This window comes from Staphylococcus sp. HMSC055A09 (assembly GCF_001809655.1).
Taxonomy (GTDB): Bacteria; Bacillota; Bacilli; order Staphylococcales; family Staphylococcaceae; genus Staphylococcus; species Staphylococcus capitis.
The window spans coordinates 971486-990683 of the sequence record NZ_KV798369.1; the positions used below are offsets into that span (position 1 = coordinate 971486).

The window sequence follows — 19198 nt, forward strand, 5'->3', positions numbered from 1 at the left end:
CCTATCCTTTATTGTTTTTACGTTTTTGTTTATTTTGTCTCTTACTATAAATCTTTCTTTCTTGGCGTTTCATTTTTTCTACTTCTTGCTTAAACTTTTTCTTATATCCTGGTTTAACTTTTCTTTTCGATTTACTTCGAACTTTATGCTTAACTTCATTTGTTAAGTGATCATCTTTTCGTTGTCTAGTGCGTCTTGTATCGTGTGCTTTAATCGGTTTAAGTTCTCCATTTTTAATGTCCACATTTTCAAAGTGATAGCCTTTATCTTCGATTAATGAAATATTGTGCTCTTCATCAGGGCTATAAAGAGTAATTGCTACTCCTTTATAATTACCCCTTCCTGTACGACCTACACGATGTGTAAAGAAATCAATATCATTAGGTACGTCGAAATTTATGACGTGACTTACCCCTTCAATATCGATACCTCTCGAAGCGAGATCACTTGCAATAACGTATTGGAAGTCTAAGTTTCTAATACGTTTCATTTGTTGTTTACGTTCTCTAGGTGTCAAACCACCGTGAATCATACCTACTTTGATACCTTCTTTATTTAGAGAATCTGCAAGTTCGTTTGCATTTTCTCTACTATTACAGAAAATAATACAAAGATATGGATTCAAAATATCTATTAGATTTAGCGTTTTATCTACTTTAGCAGTCCCTTTTGTAGGTATTAAATAAAATTCAATGTTCTTTTTATTTTGAGACTTATGATCAACCTCAACGAATTCAGGTTGGCTTAAATATTTATTTAAAAATGGTTGCAATGATTTAGGAATCGTTGCACTAAATACAGCAATGTGCGCTTCATCATTTAATCTAGCTGCTATATAATCTACATCCTCAATTAATCCTAAATCAATCATTAAGTCAGCCTCATCAACAATTAAATTGCTGGCAAGGTGTGCATGAAGATGTCCGCCTTGAGCAAGGTCATTAATACGTGTAGGTGTACCAATAATTAATTGAGGTTGTCTATTACAGCGTTGTTTGTCTTTTTCAATATCTGTACCACCTATAAACAATTTAACGTTCACTTCTTGTTTAAATTTGCAAAGGTGACTCGCTGCTTGGAATAATTGTTGAGCAAGCTCTCGTGTTGGTGCAACTACAATGGCTTGGGGTTCTTGAAGATCAACATCAATCATTTGTATTAAAGGTAATAAGAAAGAATGCGTCTTTCCTGTACCAGTTTGTGATTGACCTATTAAGTTAGTGCCTTTTAATATTCTTGGGATAATTCTATTTTGTATTTCTGTAGGTTTTTCAAAATTAAGATCTTGAACCGCTTTAATTAAACTTTCGTCTAAATTAAAATGCTCAAATGGATGTTTTGCCATGTTATGGCCTCCTTTAAAGTCTAATAAGCAATTTGTTATTTATAAGTAAAAGGATCAGTATCAATATTTGAGGCTTCGATAGGGAACATATCTTTATACTCAAATAACCAATCTTCTAGTAACAATTTTAACCCTTGCTTCATTACATATTCGCTATAGTGATTGATATCAAGTAGATTGACTCCTTGTATTTTAGCGTCTAATGCATCGTGATGTTTGATATCTCCAGTAACAAATACATCTGCACCATTACTGTGAGCTTCATACTCGAAACCTATACCTGAACCACCGATCATTGCAACTTTATTAATCACCGCGTCAGAATTACCAGTATATCTTAAACTATTAATATTTAATTTCTCTTTAGCGTAACTAGAAAACTCATCTAAAGTCATAGTATGAGGAAGTTCACCTATAATACCTAATCCAAATTCGCTTTGTTTTTGTAGTTTAATAAAATCATATACAGGTGTTTCATAAGGATGATAGTTTATAATTGCTTGTTCTGTAATTTGCTTTTCATTTTCAGAAATCATAAATTCAAGTTTAATCTCATCTACATATTCTATACTATCAAGTTGACCAAGGTAAGGGTTAGCTTCTCCAACAGGTTTGAACTGTCCCTTTCCAGCACTTTCAAAGAAACAATATTCGTAATTCCCTTCTTTAGCTAAGCCGAGTTGGTTTAATTGGTCTTTAAAGTTTTCAACATTTTCTTTAGGAATAAAAGTTTGAACCTTATAATATGTCGTGTAACGTTGGTTAATCTGGTTAACGTTATTTAAATCAAGTGTATCTGCCAACATTTTATTGACGCCACTAGGATTTACATCTAAATTTGTATGCATTGCGATAAGATTAATATCATTTTGAATCAATTTGCGTATAATTTTGCCATAACCAGTTTGAACAATATTTTTTATACCTTTAAAGATGAGTGGATGATGTGCAATGATTGTATTGATATTTTTATCTATCGCTTGATTGACAACCTCTTCAGTACAATCTAAAGCGGTTAATATACCATTTACTTGTTGATTCTCATCACCGATTAATAATCCGACATTATCCCATGATTCTGCAGTGGAAAATGGGACATGATAATCTAAAATGGACATGAGTTTACTCAATTTCATTATCTAACACCTCTTGTATGAGATTTATTTCACTGTCAATTTCTTTTAGTCTCTCATGATGCGTTGATGAATTCAATTGTGACTTAATGTGATAAAGTGCTTCAAGTTCTCTATTCCATTTCTTGTAGAAATGTTCATTTTTTTCCTCTAATAAATACGGGCCAAATTTTTCTTCTTTTGTAGAAAGTGGCATTATAGATTGGTTAAATTCAGCAACTACAATTTCATAAATATGCCCTTTTTCTTCAAGGATAACCTCGTTTATAACTTCATAATTCAGTGAAGTTAATACATTTCTTAAAACTTGTGTTTGGATGTTGCTCTGTAAAATAAGTCTTGAGTGATGTGCTAATTTTTCTTGACCTTCTTTTAAAATTTTAGCAATGAGAGGTCCTCCCATGCCACAAATCGTTATATTATCAATTTCATCATCATGATTGATAACTGCTAAACCGTCTCCTAAGCGAACTTCAATCGAATCACCTAAGTTATTTTCAGCTACATTATTTAGCGCAGCTTTGTACGGTCCTTTGATGACTTCTCCAGCAATTGCACTGTTACATATCTTATTTTGGATGGCATAAATAGGTAGATATGCGTGGTCCGAACCAATATCAGCTAGCGTTCCTTCTTTTAAAAATGAACACACACGCAATAATCTTTGGTTTAAATTAATCATTTTTAAACTCCTCATATGTATTAAAAAAGAGCGGGATTGAATTCAGTATATTAAAAGTTGAATTCATTATCCCACCCTCTCAAGTGTGATGATTCAATTGGGCGAGGTAAAATTAATATGCATTAATTCATAGCTACTTCCCCAACATTATTATTTTAATCCATGAAATCTTTAAGTCTCTTACTACGACTAGGATGTCTTAATTTTCTTAAAGCTTTAGCTTCGATTTGACGTATACGTTCACGTGTTACGCCAAATACTTTACCTACTTCTTCAAGTGTTCTTGTACGTCCATCATCTAAACCAAATCTTAAACGTAATACATTTTCTTCTCTATCAGTTAATGTGTCAAGAACATCTTCAAGTTGTTCTTTTAACAATTCGTAAGCTGCATGGTCTGATGGGCTTTGAGCTTCTTGGTCTTCAATGAAGTCACCTAAATGACTGTCATCTTCTTCACCAATTGGCGTTTCAAGAGATACAGGCTCTTGAGCAATTTTCAAGATTTCACGTACTTTTTCAGGTGGTAAATCCATTTCTTCACCAATTTCTTCTGGTGCAGGATCTCGGCCTAAGTCTTGTAAAAGTTGGCGTTGAACACGTATTAATTTATTAATTGTTTCAACCATATGCACAGGAATACGGATAGTACGTGCTTGGTCAGCAATAGCTCTAGTGATTGCTTGTCTAATCCACCAAGTCGCATATGTTGAAAATTTAAACCCTTTACTAAAGTCAAATTTTTCTACAGCTTTAATCAAGCCCATGTTACCCTCTTGAATTAAATCAAGGAATAACATACCTCTTCCTACATATCTTTTAGCAATACTAACAACAAGACGTAAGTTGGCTTCAGCTAGACGAGATTTTGCTACTTCATCGCCTTGTTCAATTTTTTTAGCTAACTCTATTTCTTCTTGAGCGCTTAATAAGTTAACTCTACCAATCTCTTTAAGATACATACGAACTGGGTCGTTAATTTTGACACCAGGAGGGGCACTTAAATCATTTGGATTTAATTTCTCATCTGTATCTGAACTATCTTTTTCATTAACAAGCGTTATATCATTATCATTTAGTTGATCGAAGAAATCATCCATCTGGTCAGAATCCATTTCGAAATTCTGAAGCTTCTCAGCAATTTCTTCATGACTTAAATGACCTTCTTTTTTACCCTTGTCAATTAATTGTTTTTTAACATCTTCTAATGTTAAAGTCGGATCAATTGTTTGCTTTTTAATTTTCACTTGGTTATCAGACATGAAAAGGCCTCCCGATTTTGATAAATACTGATAATCTCTCAATAACTATATATTATATCAATTAAATATGATTTGTATATTGTAAATTTTAAATTTATCACTTTCAATTAAGTCATTTAAACACTTTCAATAATGTGTAGTTATATTATTATTTTAATCTAAGTTTACTATTAAAGTTGTGACAATAATTTTCTACCCGTTCAACCTCTCTAGTAACCATTAGTTCAAATCTAATCATTAATTGTAAAAGTCTGAACTACTAAATTTTAATTAATAGATTTAGCTTAAAATTACATTCTATTTTTGTTTTTATCGACAATAAGTTGTAAGTAATACTTTTGTAATTCAACATCTCCAATGCGCGATGCTTCCCTTAGTTTATGATTTAATGATTCAATTGACTCATCATCATTATTATTAATAATTAGTATGTAGTCCTCTATTTCATTCTCGTAAGGTTCATCATTGAGGGTATATTGTTCAAGTTCAATAAATGCCTCTCTAAGCTCATTGGAATCAATGTATTGCATAACATCACTGATACTATAATTATCATGTTCTGAAAAATAGTCATGCAAAATATTAAATATACTCTTAAAATATTTATTTGTAAAGTCTTCATCACTAATTTTTTGATAATAATTTATAAAGGTATCCTTATCTTTCATAAAATGCTTCAATAGAGCTCTTTCAGCTTTTTCATGTTTAGTTAAATTATTAAACAATTGTGAACCAGATTGCGGAGAATATCCATATTCTGCTGGTGCCACTTGTGGCATATTTTTAGAACCAACTTCATGATAGATCATTTCTGGGCTCATATTGAATATATTAGCAACATCTTGTATTAACTTATTACGTAAAATTGTTGATTGAACTTGAGCGATGTCATGAGTTGCTTCTCTAAAATGTCTTTCATAAGCTAAATCATTATTATTAATTTCATCTTGATGTGACTCCACTTTAAACAGCACAAATGCCTTTTTATCCTTAGCAACAAAGTTTAAAAAAGCCTCATTTCCATATTTGCCAATGTATTCATCAGGATCCATACCGGATGGTAATTGAATCACATATACATTTAGACCTTGTTGTAATAAAGCTTGACCCGTTTTTAAAGTAGCCTCTCTACCAGCGTAATCTCCATCAAACATTAATGTAATGTTATTTGTTAATTTTTTTAGAAACGTCATATGTTCTTGGGACAACTGTGTACCCATACTCGCTACAACCTGTTTTAAACCAGCGTAATCTGATTTAATAACATCCATAAATCCTTCTAATAATACAATTTCGTCGTTTTGGCGGATCGATTTACGTGCTTTATCTAAATTATATAAGAGTCTACGTTTTTGAAAGATGGGTGTTTCAGGGCTATTCAAATATTTAGGTTCTTGGTTCGTATATGTTCTTCCAGAATATCCAACTATTCTACCTTGAGCATTCTTCAAAGGAAACATGATTCGGTTTCTAAATCTATCATAGTAACTAAAATTTTCTTCATTTCGAGACAATAGACCCGCTTCGTAAGCTAATTCTATGTCATATCCTTTCTTCTCTAGAAAATCATGACAAAAATGAGAGCTATCTGGCGCATATCCAATTTGTCTCTGCTTGATGAGTTCGTCAGTAAAACCACGCTGACGCAAGTAGTTTAAAGCCTCTTCACCCTCAACAGTTTTCATCAAGGCATAATGATAGTAATCTTGAATTAACTCATGCATTTCTATCATTTTTAAATCGTCTGAGGCCATTTGAGATTGTTGATTATATTGAGTTTGCCCCACATCAACTTTAATATCTACACGTTCGCCAAGTTCTTTAACAGCTTCTACGAAAGGTATATCTTTAATCTCCTGTGTAAATTGAAAGACATTGCCACCCTTTTTACAACCAAAACAGTGACAAATTTGTTTATCTTCAGATACTGTGAACGAAGGTGTCTTTTCATCATGAAAAGGACACAAGCCGATATAATTGCGTCCTCTTTTTTCTAATTTTACATATTCGCTTACTAAATCTAATATATCTGTTTTATCTTTAATTTCATTAATGACCGATTGATCTATACGCAAATGGAATCACCTATCAAATATTAGTCGTATAATTATATCTTTTTTCTACGGAAAATGAAATCATTTCGATTTACTTTCTTCAATTAAATGTATGATGTCATTCGCTGTTTCTTCAATAGCTTTGTCAGTAACATCTATGACCGGACAACCTACTTTATTAACTAATTCATCAAAATAATTCAATTCTTCTTGAATACGTGCCTCTGTGGCATACCTAGCCTTATCTCCTAAACCTAATTGTTTTAATCTTTCCTTACGTATGCGATTTAGTTTCTCTTCACTTATTTTTAAAGCAATACATTTAGAGGTATCAATATCAAATAATGCATCAGGCGGAGTTACTTCAGGAACTATAGGTATATTCATCACTTTATAACTTTTATGTGCTAAATACTGAGATAATGGCGTTTTAGAAGTTCTAGAAATACCTAACAGAACGATGTCGGCTTTTGGTAATCCTTTTGGATCTTTTCCGTCATCATACTTCACAGCAAATTCAATTGCATCAATTTTTTTAAAATACGCATCGTCTAGCCTGTGAACTATTCCTGGTTCATAATATGGTGTTTCATCAATTGAATCCGATAATAAATCCATTAGAGGTCCCATAATATCGACAGATTTTAATGAAAATTCTTCGACTTTTGCAAGCATATATTTTTTAATTTCTGGTTTAACCAAAGTGTATACAATAATTGCATTGGTATCTCTAGCAACTTGAATAACTTCATCTACATGTTCAAATGATTCAATATATGGATATCGAAGAAATTCATGTTTACATTGTTTAGGGTTAAATTGAGATACTCCTGCTCTTGCAACTAACTCTGCAGTTTCACCAATTGAATCTGAGGCTACAATTATCTTTATAATGTCCATGTATTTACCACCTATTCTTTGAATAATGATACGAATAATTTAGTTATAGTTGTTTTAGAGATTCGACCAATTACCTCGTATTTTTTATTGTCTTTCTTCCTTACAATTGGTAGTGAGTCAATCTCGTTATCTATCATTTGATTGGCAGCGTATATTACAAGTTCTTCCTCTTCTAAATATGTCACATGTGGCATTCTAGTCATATTTACACTGATAGGCATTGTATGTATATCCTCACCAATCATAGATGCTCTTAATAAATCTTTTCTAGAACATACGCCTACAAAGTCATTGTCATTATTAGTGATAAATAATGTCCCTGCATCTTCTAAAAATATAGTACATATTGCATCATAAACTGACATTTCTTCCTTAATGACAACTGGTTGAGACATATAATCTTTAACCACATATTGTCTCAATTGTTCATTAATAATTTTATTTTTCGATTTACCTGAATAGTAATAACCTACTCTAGGTCTCGCTTCTATAAAACCAGACATAGTAAGTATAGCTAAGTCCGGTCTTAACGTAGCTCTTGTTAAATTTAATTTTTCAGCGATATGCTCACCTGTGATCGGTCCTTTGGATTTGACAATCTCAATTATTAGTTCCTGTCTTTTACTAAGTTCTATAGGTCTTCACCCCTCTTGAATACTTTCTATTATAACTTTTATTATAAATTGCTACAAATACATATAAATACTTGCTATTAAAAATTCTTTCAATTAGAATAAAGTTAAAGCGAGTTAAGGATGGTGCGAGCTTAACAACTTATATTGGCGAATGACTTATTAATGAAATAAAAGCGAGTGTCTGCACTAATTTGGGTGGAACCGCGGGTTAAAAATTGTAAGTAACCATATTGTATTATAACAATACATATGATTAAAAATACTTTTTAAAACTCGTCCCAAGATAATAATACATTACTAATATGTATATATTGTCTTGGGGCGTTTTTTATGTCTAAGGAGAGTTAATTTATGGCAAAAGATATGGAAACAATTGTTCAATTAGCAAAACATAGAGGGTTCGTCTTCCCTGGTAGTGACATTTACGGTGGTTTATCAAATACATGGGATTACGGACCATTAGGCGTTGAACTTAAAAATAATATTAAAAAAGCTTGGTGGCAAAAGTTCATCACACAATCTCCATATAATGTGGGTATCGATGCAGCTATTTTAATGAATCCAAAAACTTGGGAAGCTTCAGGTCACTTAGGCAACTTTAATGACCCTATGATCGATAATAAAGATAGTAAAATTCGTTATCGTGCGGATAAATTAATTGAAGATTACATGCAAAAAGAAAAAGGTGATGAAAACTTCATCGCTGATGGATTAAGCTTTGATGAAATGAAACAAATTATTGATGATGAAGGTATTGTATGTCCTGTAAGTGGCACTGCAAATTGGACTGATATTCGTCAATTTAATTTAATGTTTAAAACTTTCCAAGGTGTAACTGAAGATTCCACTAACGAATTGTTCTTACGTCCTGAAACAGCTCAAGGTATTTTCGTTAACTATAAAAATGTACAACGTTCAATGCGTAAAAAATTACCGTTCGGTATTGGTCAAATCGGTAAATCTTTCCGTAACGAGATTACACCTGGTAACTTCATTTTCAGAACTAGAGAATTTGAACAAATGGAGTTAGAATTCTTCTGCAAACCTGGTGAAGAAATTGAATGGCAAAACTTCTGGAAAACATTTGCAAGTCAATGGTTAAAAGATTTAAATATTAATGAAGAAAATATGCGTTTAAGAGACCATGATGCAGATGAGTTATCTCACTACTCTAACGCTACAACTGATATTGAATACAAATTCCCATTTGGTTGGGGCGAATTATGGGGTATCGCAAGCCGTACAGACTTCGATTTACAAAAGCATAGCGAACACTCTGGTGAAGACTTTAAATATCACGATCCAGAAACAAATGAAAAATATGTTCCGTATTGTATCGAACCTTCATTAGGTGCTGATCGTGTAACGTTAGCATTCTTATGTGACGCATATGAAGAAGAAGGTGTTGAAGGAAGTAAAGATGCACGTACTGTAATGCATTTCCACCCTGCCTTAGCACCATATAAAGCTGCGGTATTACCTTTAAGTAAAAAATTATCAAGCGAAGCGATTAAAATCTTTGAACAATTAAGTCAAAGCTTCTCTATTGATTTCGACGAATCACAATCAATTGGTAAACGTTACCGTAGACAAGACGAAATCGGTACACCATATTGTATTACATTCGACTTTGATTCATTAGAAGATAATCAAGTAACTGTACGTGACAGAGATTCAATGGAACAAGTACGTATGCCAATTTCAGAATTAGAAACATTCTTAGCAGAGAAAGTTAAATTTTAATAACTTATTACCTAATAATACTCTTACTTTGACACAATAAGTGTTTAGGTAAGAGTATTTTTATTACATAAAAAATCCACACTATTCCGTTTATCGAAATAAAACGGTTTAGTGTGGATCACTTTCTAATCTTTTAAGTTGATTAATTAATTTTTGACTCTTAAAAAACATACCAGCATATTCTCTATAGAGCATGATAATAAGTTCTGACATCTCATCTAAGATTTCTTTATGAATACTCAGTGAATTCATTTTATTGATAGGTAGTTTTTGTAGTATATCTAATAGATAAAGCGAGCGATTTGTTAATTTGAAAGCGTGTGGATCCTGATATAATACTTCTTCAGAGATTGCTCCATCGAATTTGAAACTATAACCTACTAATTTAGATTGATCTTCATTTCCAGTAATCACACAATGATTAAATGAAGCTGCAAATCCAAATTTAGACATACACTTCAATAATACTACGATAGACATGAGTTGTGCTGATGTGCCCTCTGTTATTTTAGTAAGTACAAAATAGAGTAAGTCATAATTGTACTTCGAAACTTCATTTTCTTCCATAGATCTTTCAATAGTCTCTGTGCATAACGATGCATAACTACTTTCAAATAAATCAAGCTGTAATTCATAATGTTGATCAATCACATCTACAGAATTGAGTGTTCCCATACCACGCCATTTATTATAAATAAATAAGCCATACACAAACATTTGTGTATGAGCTTGTAATCCAGATTTAACTTTTTTCGCACGTCGAGCCATTAAAGGTATTTTAGCGCCATATTCATTTAAAATTGTGATGATTTTATCAGATTCACCATAATCTACTGATTTGATTATGATGCCTTTTTGTTTCATTAACATGACTCATTCACCGACTCTCTATCAATCAATCTTGGTCTTCTACATAACCAATTTGTCGTATAAAGTTTACTTTATTTCTCCAATCACGTTGTACCTTTACCCAGAGTTCTAAGTAAACTTTAGATCCTAATAGCATCTCTATATCATGACGTGCACGTTTACCTACCTCTTTAAGTTTTTTACCACCTTTACCGATGACTATACCCTTTTGAGAATCACGCTCAACGTAAATCGTTGCTTCAACTCTAACTCTGTCTTCATCTTCTTTAATCATTCTATCAACATTAACGCCTATTGCGTGAGGTATCTCTTCACTTGTTAAATGTAATATCTTTTCACGGATAATTTCGCTAACAACAAATTGTTCTGGGTGATCAGAAATTTGGTCGTCAGGATAGTATTTCGGACCTACAGGTAAATAAGATTTCAACACATCTATAAAGTGATCTACATTCAATCCCTCAAGTGCTGAAATTGGTATAATTTCTGTGAAGTCCATATATTCTTTATATTTTTCAATTCTAGGCATCAAAGCATCCGGATGCACAAGGTCAATCTTATTTAATACCAAAAAGATAGGCGTTTTAACATTTTTAAGCATTTCCATGATATATTCATCGCCACGACCAATATCTTCGTTTACGTTAACCATAAACATAATTGCATCTATTTCTGATAGTGTATTCTTGGCAACTCTCATCATATAATCACCAAGTTTATGTTTAGGTTTGTGAATACCTGGCGTATCAATGAAGATGATTTGTGCATCGTCTCTTGTCATGACGCCTTGAATTTTATTACGTGTTGTCTGTGCTTTATCTGACATAATCGCAATTTTATGCCCTATTACTCTATTTACAAATGTAGATTTACCAACATTAGGTCGACCAATGATGGATACAAATCCTGATTTATGTTCTTCTGTCATTAATTTAAATCCTTTCCTGAAAATCCTAATGGTAATAATTCGTTTACAGTAGACTTAATCATTTCACCTTTATGATTAGTCATATACACAGGCATATCATCATCGCAAAGTTCTTTAAGTACTTGTCTACAAGCCCCGCATGGTGAGGAGGGTTTATCCGAATCAACAGTAACGGTTATCGATTCAAAATCCCCTGGTTTATATCCTTCTGAGATTGCTGCAACAAGACTTGAACGTTCAGCACAAATTGCCATGGAATATGCAGCATTTTCTACATTTGCTCCATGAAAAGTACGTCCGTCCTTAGTTCTTAAATAGGCACCAACTTTGAAGCGACTATATGGAGCATAAGCTTTACTTTGTGCCTCCCTAACTTCCTTAAAGTAATGCGATTGATAACTCATTTATTTTCCTCCCAAAAATAAACTTAAAATATGTGGTACAAAAACTATTAATCCAATACATAATGCTAAAACAGACACAATTACAACACTAAAAGCAGCGATATCTTTAGCGTGTTTAGCATATTCATGATAATCGGTTGTTACCAAATCAACCACAAATTCAATTGATGTATTGATAGCTTCTAGACTCAATACTAAAGCTATTGAGAATAATATAAACATCCACTCAGATCGATTGATATGAAAAATAAACCCCATAATAATAGCGATAATTCCTGCTAATATGTGAAGTAAGAAATTTTGGTCTTTTTTCAAAATGGCTGTGAAGCCATCATAAGCGTATTTAAAACGTCTCATTATTATGATTCTCTTGTTAAACCGTATGCATTAAGAATTGCATCTTGTCGACCAAACATTTCTTTTTCATCTTCATCTGTCATATGATCATATCCCAATAAATGTAAAAAACCATGTAAAGCTAAGAAACCTAATTCACGTTCAAAAGAATGTCCGTAATTTTCAGCTTGTTCATGTGCTACATCTGTACATATAATAATATCGCCTAAAACTCGAGGTATATCAAGTTCATTCATATCGATTTCTGGCTCGTCTTCTTCTAAAGCGAATGAGATGACGTCAGTGACTTTATCTTTATCTCTAAACATTTTATTGATATTTTGAATTTCATCTTTATCTACAAATGTTACTGAAAGTTCAGCCTCACTATCAATATGTTCTTGTTTTTTAGCAAAGGTAAGTAATGAATCTATTTGTTCATACCATTCATTCTTTACTAAATCGGTATGGTCACTAAAGTCAATTGTAAACATTTACTCAACTCCTTCATAACGATCTATAATTTTACTTACAAGTGGATGTCTTACAACGTCACTTTGATCTAATTTCATAATACTAATTCCATTGACTCCATATAATTTTTTAATTGCTTCTTTTAAGCCACTTTTTACGCCTTTTGGTAGGTCAATTTGAGTTTGGTCACCTGTAACTACCATTTTTGAACCAAAACCTAAACGAGTTAGGAACATTTTCATTTGTGCGTGCGTTGTATTTTGAGCTTCATCTAAAATAACAAACGCATCATCTAATGTTCTACCTCTCATATAAGCAAGTGGCGCAATCTCAATAATACCCCTCTCGATGAATCTTTCAGTTTGCTCTCTACCTAAAACTGTATTTAAGCCATCATATAGAGGACGTAAATATGGATCTACTTTTTCTTTTAGGTCACCTGGTAAGAAACCTAAAGATTCTCCTGCTTCAACGGCTGGCCTAGTCAATACGATACGTTTAACTGAACCTTTACGTAATTGTTTAGCTGCATATACAACTGCTAAAAAAGTTTTACCTGTACCAGCAGGACCTATTCCAAATACTAAGTCATTTCTCTTCATAGCATTGATATACATACGTTGTCCCATTGTTTTAGCACGAATCGTTTTACCAAATGCATCTTTAGTAATCTCTTCATCATACAAATCAAGTAAATGTTGAATTGTATCATTGTCTGCCATTTTAATAGCAGCCTCTACGTCTTTAAGTGTAATTGTATTACCTAATTCTATAACTTTAAGTAAATTGGTGAGAACTAATTCTGCTTTTTCAACATGCTCTAATTTTTCGCCTTTAACAGCTATTTCTTGACCTCTAGCATGTATCACGACATCAAAATTATCTTCAATAGTTTTTAAATGCTCATCATTATTTCCCATTAAAGCTTGTGATTGATTAATGTCGTCAATTTGAATTATTCCTGGCATAAACGCGCTCCTTTACAAGTTACAATAATAAGTTTTATTAGCTAAAAATTTTAGACTAATTTGTTATTTTTAATAAAAACAATATCCAAACACATTATATCATTCTTATTCATCTTAATGATGTGATTATGCTTTGCTTCAAAATTATTGAACAAATACTACTGAATATATATTATTTCTTACTAAAATTTTACTAAACTCATACTAATTAGACAAACTAAAAAGAGAGTAAAACAGTTTCAATATTTAAGCATGAATACATAGTTTTACCCTCTAACGTTAATACAATAGCTAATTCTTTAATTTTTAATTAAGAAATTTAAAGTTGCTTTGGCTTACTTAAAACTTCTGACCAAATCAAACCATTTATTACTTCATCTTTATCAAATTGAAAAGCAGAATGAGACATATTACGTTCAATGTTTTGAGAATTAAGTAATTGTTTTAAGCGATAACGTTTAGTTCTCTCTGATAAATACTTATCCTCAATAATGTCTCTTGCTTTTTTCTCAATCAATTCGAGTTGTTTTTCTTTTTCTCTATCAATTTCGTTGCGAACATTTTTTAAATCCTGAGTCAAATTGGACTCGAGTTCTTTTCTTAATTTTTCTGCACTTTCATCTCGTGAAGTTGAAGTAACAGGTTGAGGTCTAGGATTATCCTGGTTATATGGTGTTGGGTCAGGTTTAGGATGATTTTTGACTTCCGATTGTTTATGCGTTTCTTTAGACGATTTATTTTCTGTTTGAGAGTTAGCATCTTCATCTTCAAGGTTTTTACTTAAAGGTGGAAGCGTCTCTTCAAATTCTCTTCGTTGCTTTTTCTCGGGTTCATCATTTAATTCATCGTTAATTTCTTTAAATGTTTTTTCTAATTCTTCAAAGAAACCACCTTTTTTGGGTTGATTATCACTTTGCGTATTTTGAGGTGGCTTTTGATTTTGTCTGCTTTCATGACTTTTATCACGTAGCGCGCTAATACCGGTTACAATAACAGATATTATAAATATGATAATACCGATATTCATTTAATCACCTCATTATTTATTGTTCTGGTGATTCGTCATCATTCTGATCAGTACGTTTGTTAATAGCATTTCTCATGCCAGTATCTGCTTCAATATTTTTAAGATTATAATAATCCTTAACTCCAATATTACCTGATCTAAGAGCTTCAGCCATTGCTAATGGTACTTCTGATTCAGCTTCAACTACTTTCGCTCTCATTTCTTGTACTCGAGCTTTCATTTCCTGTTCAGAAGCTACTGCCATAGCACGGCGCTCTTCAGCTTTCGCTTGAGCAATATTCTTATCTGCAAGAGCTTGCTCAGTTTGTAAATCAGCACCGATATTTTTGCTAATATCTACATCTGCAATATCAATAGATAAAATTTCAAAAGCAGTACCTGAATCTAAACCTTTACTTAACACAGTTTTAGAAATATTGTCTGGATTTTCTAGAACCTCAGTGTGATGCTCACTTGAACCAATTGTAGAAACAATACCTTCGCCTACACGGGCAATAATTGTTTCCTCTCCAGCACCACCGACTAATCTTGCTATATTTGCGCGAACGGTAATACGAGCTTTTGCTTTAACTTCAATACCGTTCATCGCTACACCAGCAATAAATGGTGTTTCAATAACTTTAGGGTTAACTGACATTTGAACTGCTTCGAGTACATCACGACCTGCTAAATCAATTGCCGCTCCTCGTTCAAATGGTAAATCAATATCTGCACGTTGTGCTGCGATATTTGCATCAACAACTCTATCAACATTACCACCAGCTAGGTAGTGTGACTCCAATTGATTTGTTGTTAATTTTAAACCTGCTTTATGTGCTTTAATTAAAGGTGCAATGACCTTTCTTGGTGAAACTCTTCTTAAACGCATACCTACAAGGGTACCAATACCTACGTGAACGCCTGCTGCTATAGCAGAAATCCATAATCCTATAGGTACAAAAGAAAATAGTATGAGTAAAGCTACTACAATAATTACAGCAATGATTATAAAACCAATACCAAACATTAAATCGCTCCTTAATTTTATTCTATTTCTCTCACAACTACACGCGTACCTTCAACCTCAAGAATTTTTACTTGTCTATTTCTTAAAATAAATGTGCCGTCTGAAACTGCATCTATTCTTTCATCGTCACAAGTAATAATCCCAGCAGGTCTAAGGTCAGTGATTGTTTGAGCAGTTTTACCTACAAGGTGAGAGCGGTCGTCATGTGAACGATAACCAGCCTCTGAATTTGTTGAATCTTTTAAGATCACTTTATCAAGAAATGGTATTTTCTTGTTGAAAATTTTCACTAATATCACCCATTCAATTATTGATAAAATTAACGCAACTATTACATTACCGAGCATGAGTATAATATTATTTCCTAGCATGATGATACTGAGAGTTATGAGTAGCATACCAATAATACCTATCACGGCACCAATGATAAACAGTTCTATAATAACTAGTATGACACCAATAGTAAACAATAATACTAATAAAACATTTACATCTCCATTGATAAGGAATCCTAAAAATAAAAGTAATAATGCTAGTGAAGCAATAATTCCAATCAAGTTAATGCGTTTTGAATATAATTGATACAAAAAGCCTAGGAAGATTATACACGTAAGAATTAGTGAAATAAAAGGTTGCGTAATAAAACTTGATAGATTATCAGCCCAACTATTTTCACTAGTGAATCTTGTAAAAAGCAACGTATGTATTAGATAGGAGTAATTCACTATTTCACCTCGCCCTCACATTAATTATACATGAAAACGCACTCATTATATAGTATTTCACTAATATATAAATTGGTAATTTGTAGCTTAACAATTTAATTTTATTAATTTTAATAATATTTGTTTATTTATCTGAAAAATGAAAAAGATTTAATTAATTGAGCAATACGTTTAAATAATTTTACGAGAATAATTAAAGTAGTTAGCATAGTATAAAAAAATACCCTAGTTCTAATAACTAGGGTATCTATTATATATAATTAACATTCGTGTTGAGGGAGTCAACAGAGCTATTAATTATTTGAATTTACGTTTACGTGCAGCTTCTGATTTCTTTTTACGTTTAACGCTTGGTTTTTCGTAAAATTCACGTTTACGTACTTCTTGAATTGTTCCACTTTTTGATACTGAACGTTTAAATCTACGTAAAGCATCTTCTAGTGATTCGTTTTTACGTACTACTGTTTTAGACATCTGTATTTCCCTCCCTCCAAATATCAACGGAACTTTATAGTCATCACATAGTAAAAACTATGCAACTATTAGTATAATATAACTCAAATAGGTGGTCAATTAGTAAAATTTACATTTTTTAAATATTTAGACAAGTACTTCTTCTTCAGATTTATTCGTAGCATGCTCAACTACTCTAATGGCTTTACCATCATTTAGAGGATAGTCAGCTTTAAGAATTTTTACTTTAACAATTTGTCCAATTAGTGATTCATCACCTTCAAATTGAACTTTCATATAGTTATCTGCATAACCTACCAATGTATTCGGTTCTTCGCCTTTTTCTTCAGGTATTACTTCAAGCACTTCATTTTCAAATTTAGAGGCATACTCTTTAGCAAGTTGGTCACTTAAAGCAATCAATTTATGCACACGTTCATTCTTAACAGATTCATCGATTTGATCGTCCATTCGAGCTGCTGGTGTACCGATTCTTGGTGAATATGGGAACACATGTAATTCAGAGAATTGATGTTTGACAATAAAATCGTATGTTTCTTGAAATTCTTCTTCAGTTTCTCCAGGGAATCCTACTATTACATCACTTGTTACAGCTAAGTCAGGCAATGCTTTGTGTAATTCTGTTAATCTCTCAGAGAAATGTTCCATAGTATATTTACGTCTCATACGTTTTAAAACTGAATCTGAACCAGATTGTAACGGAACATGTAAATGTCTTACTACTTTGTTTGAATTGCCAATAACCTCTATTACTTCATCAGTTAATTGACTCGCTTCGATAGATGAGATTCGTATACGCTCTAAGCCTTCAATTTCATCTAAATCTCTTAACAATTGCGCTAGATTATAATTTTTTAAATCTTGACCATAACCACCAGTATGAATACCAGTTAAAACAATCTCTTTATAGCCAGAGTTTACTAATTGTGAAGCTTGTTCTACAACTTTCTCAGGATCACGTGATCTCATCAAGCCGCGTGCCCAAGGTATAATACAAAACGTACAAAAATTGTTGCATCCTTCTTGGATTTTTAAAGAGGCTCTAGTTCTATCGGTAAAGTAAGGAACTTCTAACTCCTCATATGTACGATTCTTCATTATATTACCAACACCGTTAATTGGTTGTCTCTCTTCTTGGAATTGATCAATATAGTCTAATAATTTATGACGGTCTTGAGTACCGACAACTACATCCACGCCAGGAATTTCCATAATTTCAGCTGAAGATGTTTGAGCATAACAACCTGTAACACATACAACTGCTTCAGGATTTTGTCTGATCGCACGTCTAATAATTTGTCTACTTTTTTTATCTCCAGTATTCGTAACAGTACAAGTATTAATAACAAATACATCTGCATTTGTTTCAAAATCTACTCTATCGTAATCTGCTTCTTTAAATAATTGCCATATTGCTTCAGTTTCATAGTGATTGACTTTACAACCTAATGTATGAAATGCAACTGTTGACATCGTCTTCACCCCAATAATTCTTTTTCAAAACTCACTGCACTTAAAGCATATAGAGGTGCAGTTTCTGCCCGTAAAATACGTGGACCTAAGCCTACTAAAGTACTATTTTCACTGAATAAAGACACTTCTTTATCAGATAAACCGCCTTCAGGTCCAAATATCATTAAAACACGATCTTGTGTTTTAAATTGCTTTATAATTTGTTTAAAATGACTTAAATCACCATGTTTAGCCTGTTCTTCATATGCTATAAGAACATAGTCATAATGACTTATAATATCATAAATTTCCTGTAAATTCGACTTAAAATAAATATTAGGAATTGTTAAACGATAACTTTGTTCTGCAGCTTCTTTAATAATTTTTTGCCATCTTTCTAACTTTTTAGCAACTTTAGATTCATTCAATTTAACTACTGAACGGTCCATACCAACTGCAATAAATTCATTAGCGCCCATTTCAGTTGCTTTTTGAATCATCCATTCATACTTATCAGCCTTAATCAATCCGCTACAAATAGTGATATGTTGAGGTAATTCTGTATCAATGTTTTGTTTATCTTTTAACTCTAGTTCAACATAATTATCGTTTAAAGCTTTTATTTGACACTTGTACACTGTTTGATCTAGAAATGTAACGATAACTGAATCACCTTCACTAAAACGCATGACATTTTTTATATGATGAATATCTTCTTTATTTTCAATAAAAAAGCGCTGAAGTTTATCAGCGCTTTGATTAATAAAATATCTTTGCAAA

20 protein-coding genes are annotated in these 19198 nt (G+C 32.3%); 1 reads left to right on the plus strand and 19 read right to left on the minus strand.

Annotated elements, in window-relative coordinates; translation table 11 throughout:
* Position 1: 1 nt before the first annotated feature.
* The 7 genes from HMPREF2642_RS10085 to HMPREF2642_RS10115 form a co-directional block, all read right to left on the minus strand.
* Entirely contained in the window at positions 2–1345 is a 1344-nt protein-coding gene (locus HMPREF2642_RS10085) for a DEAD/DEAH box helicase (RefSeq protein WP_023350193.1), read from the minus strand.
* A gap of 35 nt (positions 1346–1380) precedes the next feature.
* Positions 1381–2481 (minus strand): Nif3-like dinuclear metal center hexameric protein, encoded by a 1101-nt coding sequence (locus HMPREF2642_RS10090; protein ID WP_037549250.1) that lies wholly within the window; start codon positions 2479–2481, stop codon positions 1381–1383.
* Positions 2468–3160 (minus strand): tRNA (adenine(22)-N(1))-methyltransferase, encoded by a 693-nt coding sequence (locus HMPREF2642_RS10095; RefSeq protein WP_049427570.1) that lies wholly within the window; start codon positions 3158–3160, stop codon positions 2468–2470. Before HMPREF2642_RS10095 ends, HMPREF2642_RS10090 begins: the two co-directional genes overlap by 14 nt.
* 155 nt (positions 3161–3315) lie before the next feature.
* Positions 3316–4422 (minus strand): RNA polymerase sigma factor RpoD, encoded by a 1107-nt coding sequence (rpoD, locus tag HMPREF2642_RS10100; protein WP_002436727.1) that lies wholly within the window; start codon positions 4420–4422, stop codon positions 3316–3318.
* 290 nt (positions 4423–4712) lie between these two features.
* Positions 4713–6497 (minus strand): DNA primase, encoded by a 1785-nt coding sequence (gene dnaG / locus HMPREF2642_RS10105; RefSeq protein WP_070597831.1) that lies wholly within the window; start codon positions 6495–6497, stop codon positions 4713–4715.
* Positions 6498–6557: 60 nt separating this feature from the next.
* Positions 6558–7376, minus strand: a complete 819-nt coding sequence (locus tag HMPREF2642_RS10110; RefSeq protein ID WP_002453349.1) for a pyruvate, water dikinase regulatory protein — start codon at positions 7374–7376, stop codon at positions 6558–6560.
* An 11-nt stretch (positions 7377–7387) separates the two neighbouring features.
* Positions 7388–8011, minus strand: coding sequence for a transcriptional regulator CcpN (locus HMPREF2642_RS10115; RefSeq protein WP_072093086.1), 624 nt, complete (start codon positions 8009–8011; stop codon positions 7388–7390).
* Positions 8012–8362: 351 nt separating this feature from the next.
* Between HMPREF2642_RS10115 and HMPREF2642_RS10120 the strand changes: the two genes are divergently transcribed.
* The gene (locus HMPREF2642_RS10120) at positions 8363–9754 is read left to right on the plus strand and encodes a glycine--tRNA ligase (RefSeq protein WP_002436742.1); all 1392 of its coding nucleotides are present in this window, start codon (positions 8363–8365) and stop codon (positions 9752–9754) included.
* A 108-nt stretch (positions 9755–9862) separates the two neighbouring features.
* Here HMPREF2642_RS10120 and recO read toward each other — a convergent pair whose 3' ends face one another.
* The 12 genes from recO to HMPREF2642_RS10180 form a co-directional block, all read right to left on the minus strand.
* The gene (gene recO / locus HMPREF2642_RS10125; protein WP_165764336.1) at positions 9863–10618 is read right to left on the minus strand and encodes a DNA repair protein RecO; all 756 of its coding nucleotides are present in this window, start codon (positions 10616–10618) and stop codon (positions 9863–9865) included.
* 31 nt (positions 10619–10649) lie between these two features.
* Positions 10650–11552, minus strand: coding sequence for a GTPase Era (gene era, locus HMPREF2642_RS10130; protein ID WP_002436750.1), 903 nt, complete (start codon positions 11550–11552; stop codon positions 10650–10652).
* The gene (cdd, locus tag HMPREF2642_RS10135) at positions 11552–11956 is read right to left on the minus strand and encodes a cytidine deaminase (protein WP_002436745.1); all 405 of its coding nucleotides are present in this window, start codon (positions 11954–11956) and stop codon (positions 11552–11554) included. The genes era and cdd overlap by 1 nt, the downstream gene beginning before the upstream one ends.
* A complete protein-coding gene (locus HMPREF2642_RS10140; RefSeq protein WP_002453353.1) occupies positions 11957–12313 on the minus strand; it encodes a diacylglycerol kinase family protein in 357 nt (118 codons plus the stop codon). It lies immediately after the preceding gene.
* Positions 12314–12315: 2 nt separating this feature from the next.
* Positions 12316–12786: an rRNA maturation RNase YbeY gene (gene ybeY / locus HMPREF2642_RS10145; RefSeq protein ID WP_070597832.1), complete on the minus strand. Its 471-nt coding sequence runs from the start codon at positions 12784–12786 to the stop codon at positions 12316–12318.
* Positions 12787–13734 carry a PhoH family protein gene (locus tag HMPREF2642_RS10150; protein WP_023350187.1) on the minus strand — a complete coding sequence of 316 codons (948 nt, stop codon included), beginning with the start codon at positions 13732–13734 and terminating at the stop codon, positions 12787–12789.
* Positions 13735–14053: 319 nt separating this feature from the next.
* Positions 14054–14761 carry a hypothetical protein gene (locus HMPREF2642_RS10155; RefSeq protein ID WP_049427563.1) on the minus strand — a complete coding sequence of 236 codons (708 nt, stop codon included), beginning with the start codon at positions 14759–14761 and terminating at the stop codon, positions 14054–14056.
* A 16-nt stretch (positions 14762–14777) separates the two neighbouring features.
* The gene (floA, locus tag HMPREF2642_RS10160) at positions 14778–15767 is read right to left on the minus strand and encodes a flotillin-like protein FloA (RefSeq protein WP_002436747.1); all 990 of its coding nucleotides are present in this window, start codon (positions 15765–15767) and stop codon (positions 14778–14780) included.
* Between the two features lie 17 nt (positions 15768–15784).
* Complete coding sequence (locus HMPREF2642_RS10165) at positions 15785–16465, minus strand: NfeD family protein (protein ID WP_371094474.1); 681 nt, start codon at positions 16463–16465, stop codon at positions 15785–15787.
* 324 nt (positions 16466–16789) lie between these two features.
* Complete coding sequence (rpsU, locus tag HMPREF2642_RS10170; protein ID WP_000048060.1) at positions 16790–16966, minus strand: 30S ribosomal protein S21; 177 nt, start codon at positions 16964–16966, stop codon at positions 16790–16792.
* A gap of 126 nt (positions 16967–17092) precedes the next feature.
* Entirely contained in the window at positions 17093–18439 is a 1347-nt protein-coding gene (gene mtaB / locus HMPREF2642_RS10175; protein WP_049427558.1) for a tRNA (N(6)-L-threonylcarbamoyladenosine(37)-C(2))-methylthiotransferase MtaB, read from the minus strand.
* Positions 18440–18444: 5 nt separating this feature from the next.
* Positions 18445–19197, minus strand: coding sequence for a 16S rRNA (uracil(1498)-N(3))-methyltransferase (locus tag HMPREF2642_RS10180; protein ID WP_049427556.1), 753 nt, complete (start codon positions 19195–19197; stop codon positions 18445–18447).
* Between the last annotated feature and the right edge of the window lies 1 nt (position 19198).